Consider the following 7125-nt stretch of genomic DNA (forward strand, 5'->3'; position numbering starts at 1 on the left):
CGGGCGGGGCGGCGGGCCGCGGCTCGGCGTACCGGTCGACCAGCGTGCGGGCCTCCACCCGGCGGGCGCGGTCGACGAACAGCCGGTCCGAGGGCGGGCTGGGCAGCGACACCGTCCGCGTGTACGGCTCGACGTCGGTGGCCGGCTCCAGGTAGGCGGCGATCCCCGCGTCGAGCAGGACGTCGAGCAGGTGCTCCCCGACCCGGGGGTCGACGTCGCGGACCGGCGACCAGAGCGCGGCGTCCAGCCCGTTGTCCCGGCGACCCCGACCCCGACGGGGGAGCGTCACGCGGGCACCTCGGGGAGCGCCGTCGCCCGGGGCCACGGGGCCGACCGGACGGCCGGGGCCGTCATCGGCGTGGCCTGCGTCATGACGGGCCCTCCGGGGCGTCATCGGGGGAGTGGGAGGTGCGAGGACGGCTGCGATTGTCGAGGTGTCGTGCGCCTCTCTAGTCTGACAGTCCCTGAGGGAGGCGCGTTGTTCTACTGGTTCCTCAAGTTCGTGGCCGTCGGTCCGTTGGCCAAGCTCGTGTTCCGGCCCCGCGTGGAGGGGATTGGCCACGTGCCGGCGAAGGGTGCGGCGATCATCGCCAGCAACCACCTGTCCGCGGCCGACTGGGTCTTCATGCCGCTGTCGCTGCGGCGCCGGGTCACGTTCCTGGCCAAGGCGGAGTACTTCACCGGCACCGGGCCCAAGGGGGTCGCGCAGCGGGTGTTCTTCGGGGGCAGCGGCCAGGTGCCGATCGACCGCACCAACGCCTCGGCCGCCGAGGACGCCATCCGCACCGGCATCCGCATCCTCGAGCAGGGCAAGCTGCTGGGCATCTACCCCGAGGGCACCCGCTCGCCGGACGGCCGGTTGTTCCGCGGCAAGACCGGGATCGCCCGGATGACGCTGGAGACCGGCGCGCCGGTCATCCCGGTGGCGATGCTCTACGAGCCCCGCCGGGTCCCGCTGCCGGGGAAGCTCGGCCGGGCGCTGGGCAAGAACATGGTCCGGGTGGTGGTGCGCTTCGGCGAGCCGCTGGACTTCTCCCGGTACGCCGGGCTGTCCGGTGACCGGTTCGTGGAGCGCTCGATCACCGACGAGGTGATGTACGAGATCATGGAGCTCTCCGGCCAGGAGTACGTCGACGTCTACGGCGCCAAGGTGAAGAAGTCCATGGACACCGCCGGGGTGAGCGCCACGGAGGCGGTCAGCCGGCTCCAGCCGCCCTCGCACGAGGCCGCTGACCGGCTGCCGGACTCCCTGGCCGGCTGACCACCGGCGCGATCCCGGTGCTCCCCAGCGCCGGACGGTCTCGCCAGATCCCCGGCGCCCCGGCATCCTCGCTGGTGTCCAGCTGACGCCGGGGAGCCTCCGTGGGTGCTGAGTGGCAGGCGTTCCTCCAGGCGCTGACCGTGGTGGCGGTCGTCGCCTCCGCCGTGCTGCTGGCGGTCCTCCAGCTCTCCTCCCGCCGGTGGCGGGGGGCGCGGCTGAAGGAGGCCGCGGTCGCCGTCGCCCTCGGCGAGCTGCTGGTCCCGCTGCTGGCCGGCCTGGTCGCGCTCATGCCTGGCGCGTCCTGGCGGATCGGCTACCTGGTGGCCGGCGGGCTGGCCGTGTGCGGGCTGGTCGCGCACGTGGCCACCTACCTGCGGCACGACGACACGGCGGACACGTTCGACGACCGGCAGGTGCAGTGGGGCCTGCCGCTCTCGGCGGCGCTCTGCCTGTCGCTCGTCGTGTTCAGCTGCAACCCGGCGGACTGGTCGGCCTACGTCGTCGCCGGGCTCAGCGTAGCGCTGGTGTTCTCCGGCACCGGCCGGGCGTGGCTGCTGCTCGCCCACCTGGACCGGGCTGCCGCCGGCTCGCCGCACCTGCCTACGGTGTCCCGGTGAGTGTGCGGCGCTACTTCTACGACACCGAGTTCATCGAGGACGGCACCACGATCGACCTGGTCTCGATCGGCGTCGTCGACGAGACCGGTCGGGAGTTCTACGCCGTCAGCACCGAGTTCGACCCCGACCGGGCCATCCCGTGGGTGCGCCGCAACGTCCTGGACCAGCTGCCCCCGCCGGCGGACAAGGCGTGGCGCAGCCGGCAGCGGATCCGTGAGGACCTGCTCTCCTTCCTCACCGCGCCGGGGGAGGAGGTCGAGCTGTGGGCCTGGTTCGCCGCCTACGACCACGTCGCGCTGGCCCAGCTGTGGGGCCCGATGCCGACCCTGCCGCGGTCGATCCCGCGGTTCACCCGGGAGCTGCGGCAGCGGTGGGAGGACGTCGGCAAGCCCGACTTCCCGCCCAAGCCCCCCGGCACGCACGACGCCCTGGTCGACGCCCGCTACAACCTGGCCCGCTGGAAGCTCATGGAGGCCGCCCGCGGCTGACGGCCCCGCTGCAGGGCCCGCCGCGAGCTCGTGAGTGGTGGGGGGCAGCGGGGTCCTCCCACTGCCGCGCGGGCCGCCGGTGCGGCAGCATGTGCCTCCTCATCCCGCACCACGGGCCTCGGAGGCGCACGTGCGCATCGGCATCCTGACCGGCGGCGGCGACTGCCCCGGCCTCAACGCGGTGATCCGGGCCGTCGTCCGGGCCGGCACCACTGAGCACGGCGACGAGGTCGTCGGGTTCAAGGACGGCTGGCGCGGGGTGATGGACGGCGACACGATGACCATCGACGTCGCCGCGACCCGGGGGCTGCTTCCGCGCGGTGGGACGGTGCTGGGCACGTCACGGACCAATCCCTACGCCGTCGACGGCGGCCCGGAGCGGGTGCTGGCCACCCTGGACCGGCTCGGCATCGACGCGCTCATCCCGGTCGGCGGGGAGGACACCCTCGGGGTCGCGAAGAAGCTCGCCGACGTCGGCCTGCGCTGCGTCGGCGTCCCCAAGACCATCGACAACGACCTGGACGCCACCGACTACACGTTCGGCTTCGACACCGCGGTCGGCGTGGCGTCGGAGGCGATCGACCGGCTGCACACCACCGGGGACAGCCACCACCGGGCGCTGGTCGTGGAGGTGATGGGCCGGCACGCGGGGTGGATCGCCCTGCACGCCGGCATGTCCGGCGGGGCGACGGTCGTGCTGGTCCCCGAGCGGCCCTTCGACGTCGACGCGGTGGTCAAGCACTGCCAGCACCGGTTCGACTCCGGCTTCAGCCCGATCGTCGTCGTCTCCGAGGGTGCCGTCCCCGCCGACGGGCACCTGACGACGGCGAGCGGGCAGAAGGACGCCTTCGGCCACGAGCGGCTGGGCGGCATCGGGGAGGCGCTGGCCCGGCTGATCGAGGAGCGCACCGGCCGGGAGTCGCGGGCGGTGGTGCTCGGGCACGTGCAGCGCGGCGGGACGCCGACGCCGTTCGACCGGGTGCTGGCCACCCGGTTCGGGCTGGCCGCGGTCCGCGCCGTGCACGAGGGCGCGTCGGGGGTGATGGTGGCGCTGCGCGGCACCGACATCGTCCGGGTGCCGCTCGCCGAGGCCATCGCCCAGCTCAAGCTGGTGCCGCTGGAGCGCTACGCGGAGGCGGAGGTCTTCTTCGGGTGAGCGGTGCCCGCGCCGTACCCTCGTGGTCGTGAGCATCACCGAACCTGCCGATCTGGTCCCGGGCCTGGACCGGTGGCGGGAGCTGCACGCCGCCCAGCAGCCGGAGTGGCCCGACCGGCCCGCCCTGGACGCCGTGCTGTCCACCCTGCAGACCGTGCCGCCGATCGTCGCGCCGGCCGAGGTCGACACGCTGCGCCGCCAGCTGGCCGACGTGGCGCAGGGCAAGGCGTTCCTGCTGCAGGGCGGTGACTGCGCGGAGACCTTCGACCTCAACACCGAGCCGCACCTGCAGGCGACCACCCGCACGCTGCTGCAGATGGCCGTGGTGCTGACCTACGGGGCCAGCGTGCCGGTGGTGAAGGTCGGCCGGGTGGCCGGGCAGTACGCCAAGCCGCGCAGCTCGAACACCGACGCGCTGGGCCTGCCCTCCTACCGCGGCGACATGGTCAACTCGCTGGACCCGGTGCTGGCCGACCGCATCCCCGACCCGAACCGGCTGGTGCGGGCCTACGCGAACTCCGCGGCCGCGATGAACATGATCCGGGCCTACGCCCGCGGCGGGCTGGCCGACCTGCACGCGGTGCACGACTGGAACAAGGACTTCGTCTCCACCTCGCCGGCCGGCGTGCGCTACGACGTGATCGCCCGCGAGATCGACCGGGCGCTGGCCTTCATGAAGGCGTGCGGCGTCGACGACTCGGCGCTGCGGGGCGTGGAGCTCTACAGCAGCCACGAGGCGCTGATCCTGGACTACGAGCGGGCGCTGCTGCGGGTGCACGAGGGCCGCGCCTACGCGCTGAGCGCCCACTTCGTCTGGGTCGGCGAGCGCACCCGGCAGATGGACGGCGCGCACATCGAGTTCGCCTCCAAGCTGGCCAACCCGATCGGCGTCAAGATCGGCCCGACGACGACGCCGGAGCAGGCCACCGAGCTGGTCGAACGGCTCGACCCCGACGGCGTCCCCGGCCGGCTCACGCTGATCAGCCGGATGGGCAACGGGAAGATCCGCGACGTCCTGCCCGGCATCGTGGAGAAGGTCACCGCCAGCGGCCACCAGGTCGTGTGGCAGTGCGACCCGATGCACGGCAACACGCACGAGTCACCGACCGGCTACAAGACCCGGCACTTCGACCGGGTGGTCGACGAGGTGCTCGGCTTCTTCGACGTCCACCGCGGTCTGGGCACCTGGCCCGGCGGCATCCACGTGGAGCTCACCGGCGAGGACGTCACCGAGTGCCTGGGCGGCGCGATGGAGATCAGCGACGCCGACCTCAACAGCCGCTACGAGACCGCCTGCGACCCCCGCCTGAACACCGGTCAGTCCCTCGAACTGGCCTTCCTCGTCACGGAGATGCTGCGCGGCTGAGGTACCCAGCCCCGCTGGGGTACCGGAACGGCTTCGCCATACTGAAAGCGACCTGATGTACGGGATCAACACGGACGGCCCTGCTGCGAGCAGCGGCGCCGTCGACCTCCGCTCGGACACCCTCACCCGGCCGACCCCCGCGATGCGCCGGGCCATGGCCGAGGCCGAGGTCGGTGACGACGTCTACCGCGAGGACCCCACGGTCAACGCGCTCGAGGAGCGGGTCGCCGAGCTGTTCGGTCACGAGGCCGCGCTGTTCGTCCCGTCCGGGACCATGGGCAACCAGATCGGCCTGCGGCTGGTCTGCGAGCCTGGCCAGGAGGTGCTCGGGGACGCCGACGCGCACATCCTCACCTACGAGATGGGTGCCGCGGCCGCGCTGTTCGGGCTCTCCTCCCGCACCGTGGTGTCCGAGGGCGGGCGGCTGTCATCCGACCAGCTCATCGCCCAGGTGCGTCCGCACGGCGACTGGCACCTGACCGCGACGGCGGCGGTCGCCGTGGAGAACTCGCACAACCGCGGCGGTGGGCTGGTGCAGCCCCTCGCCGAGCTGCAGCGGCTGTTCGACTGGTCCCGCGGGGCGGGGGTGAACGTGCACCTGGACGGCGCGCGGGTGTTCAACGCGCACGTCGCCTCCGGCGTCCCGCTGTCGACGTACGGGCAGCTGGCCGACACCGCGTCGGTGTGCCTGTCCAAGGGGCTGGGTGCCCCGATCGGCTCGGTCCTGGTGGCCAGTGCCGAGCGGATCGCCGCCGGCCGGCTGTGGCGCAAGCGCCTCGGCGGGGGGATGCGCCAGGTCGGCGTCCTGGCCGCCGCCGGGCTGCACGCGCTGGACCACCACGTCGAGCGGCTGGCCGAGGACCACGAGCACGCCCGGCTGCTGGCCGAGCGGCTCGGCGTGGACCCGGCCACCGTGGAGACCAACATGGTCGTCGTCCAGGGCGTGCCGGCCCCGGCGGTCGCCGAGGCGGCCAAGGCCCAGGGCGTGCTGGTCGGTCAGGTGAGCGCCGACCGGATCCGGCTGGTCACCCACCTCGACGTCGACCGCGCCGGCATCGAGCATGCCGCCAAGGTCGTCGCCGCGGTGGTCAACGACCTGTAGGGCTCGTGACGGCGAGAGCCGGGCCGCCCGCGTTGCGGACGACCCGGCTCTGCCGGTGCGGCACGGGTCAGTAGGCGGTGAACAGCAGGTCGTTGTTCGCGGTCTTGCTGGTCGGCACCGTGTCCTTGGTCGTCGAGTTCAGGACCGCTGCGCTGACTGCGGCGGGTAGGGCGGTCGTGTTGTCCTGCAGGTAGAGCGCCGCCACACCGGTGACGTGCGGGGTGGCCATCGACGTCCCGCTGATCTTGTTGGTGGCGTTGTCGCCGGTGGACCAGGCGCTGGTGATGCTCACGCCCGGCGCGAAGAGGTCGACGCACTTCCCGTAGTTGCTGAACGACGCCGGCATGTCGGTGTCGGTGGTCGCGCCGACGGTCAGCGCTGCAGTGACCCGGGCCGGGGACGACTTGCAGGCGTCCTGCGCAATCCCGGCCTGATTGCCGTTACCCGCGGCCACCGCGTACGTGACACCGTCGGCGATGGACCCCTGCACGGCCTGGTCGAGCGCTGCGCTGGCGCCACCCCCCAGGCTCATGTTCGCCACTGCGGGAGCGCCGGGCTGGTGGTGGGTGGTCACCCACTCAATCCCGGCGATGACGCCCGAGTTCGAGCCGCTGCCCTGACAGTCCAGCACTCGGACGGCCACGAGAGTGACGTCCTTGGCGACGCCGTACGTCGTACCGCCGATGGTGCCGGCTACGTGCGTGCCGTGGCCGTTGCAGTCCTCGGCGCTTCCGCCGTCCACCTCGTCCTCACCGGACACAGCCCGGCCGACGACCTCGCTGTGCGTGAGGCGGATGCCGGTGTCGATGACGTACGCGGTGACGCCCCGACCGGTGGATGTCGACGTGTAGGTCCCGCTCAGCGGCCCGGACACCTGGTCGATGCGGTCCAGGCCCCAGGTCGCCCCCGTCTGGGTCTGGGTTGCCTGCATCTTCTGGTCCTGCTCAACGGCGACGACGCCGGGGACGTTGGCCAGCCGGTCGGCGGCGGCCGCGGGCAGGCTCAGGGCGAAGCCGTTGAGCACCGCGGAGTAGACGTGCTCGACCCGGCCGCCGAGGCCGTGAGCGGCGCGAGCGGCAACGGCCGCCGGGGCGGTCCCGGGTGCGACGGTGACGATGTAGGTGGCCCTGGGGGC

Annotated in this window: 7 protein-coding genes and 1 pseudogene; 6 read left to right on the top strand and 2 right to left on the bottom strand. The window is 73.0% G+C overall.

The genetic code is table 11. The features are described 5' to 3' along the window. Positions 1-289 (bottom strand): annotated as a pseudogene (locus FHL80_RS24435) (hypothetical protein); the annotation flags it as partial. 189 nt (positions 290-478) lie between these two features. Between FHL80_RS24435 and FHL80_RS24440 the strand changes: the two are divergent. The 6 genes from FHL80_RS24440 to FHL80_RS24465 all read left to right on the top strand — a co-directional run bounded on the left by FHL80_RS24440 (position 479) and on the right by FHL80_RS24465 (position 5990). After that, a complete protein-coding gene (locus FHL80_RS24440; protein ID WP_138735926.1) occupies positions 479-1261 on the top strand; it encodes a lysophospholipid acyltransferase family protein in 783 nt (260 codons plus the stop codon). A 101-nt stretch (positions 1262-1362) separates the two neighbouring features. Beyond that, the gene (locus FHL80_RS24445) at positions 1363-1878 is read left to right on the top strand and encodes a hypothetical protein (RefSeq protein ID WP_138735927.1); all 516 of its coding nucleotides are present in this window, start codon (positions 1363-1365) and stop codon (positions 1876-1878) included. Next, complete coding sequence (locus FHL80_RS24450) at positions 1875-2366, top strand: polyadenylate-specific 3'-exoribonuclease AS (RefSeq protein WP_246078931.1); 492 nt, start codon at positions 1875-1877, stop codon at positions 2364-2366. The genes FHL80_RS24445 and FHL80_RS24450 overlap by 4 nt, the downstream gene beginning before the upstream one ends. Before the next feature lie 130 nt (positions 2367-2496). Then, complete coding sequence (locus tag FHL80_RS24455; protein WP_138735928.1) at positions 2497-3522, top strand: 6-phosphofructokinase; 1026 nt, start codon at positions 2497-2499, stop codon at positions 3520-3522. Positions 3523-3550: 28 nt separating this feature from the next. Beyond that, entirely contained in the window at positions 3551-4888 is a 1338-nt protein-coding gene (locus FHL80_RS24460) for a class II 3-deoxy-7-phosphoheptulonate synthase (RefSeq protein WP_138735929.1), read from the top strand. Between the two features lie 55 nt (positions 4889-4943). Further along, complete coding sequence (locus tag FHL80_RS24465; protein WP_138735930.1) at positions 4944-5990, top strand: threonine aldolase family protein; 1047 nt, start codon at positions 4944-4946, stop codon at positions 5988-5990. A 67-nt stretch (positions 5991-6057) separates the two neighbouring features. On the opposite strand, the gene FHL80_RS24470 is transcribed toward FHL80_RS24465, so the two are convergent. After that, positions 6058-7125 (bottom strand): S8 family peptidase (locus FHL80_RS24470; protein WP_138735931.1); only part of this gene is annotated, 1068 nt, incomplete at its 5' end.

It is taken from the genome of Modestobacter excelsi (assembly GCF_005930495.1).
GTDB lineage: Bacteria > Actinomycetota > Actinomycetes > Mycobacteriales > Geodermatophilaceae > Modestobacter > Modestobacter excelsi.

Bases quoted from the DNA above. Each gene is read 5' to 3' on its own strand.
- FHL80_RS24465 (WP_138735930.1), top strand. From the start codon at position 4,944: ATGTACGGGATCAACACGGACGGCCCTGCTGCGAGCAGCGGCGCCGTC.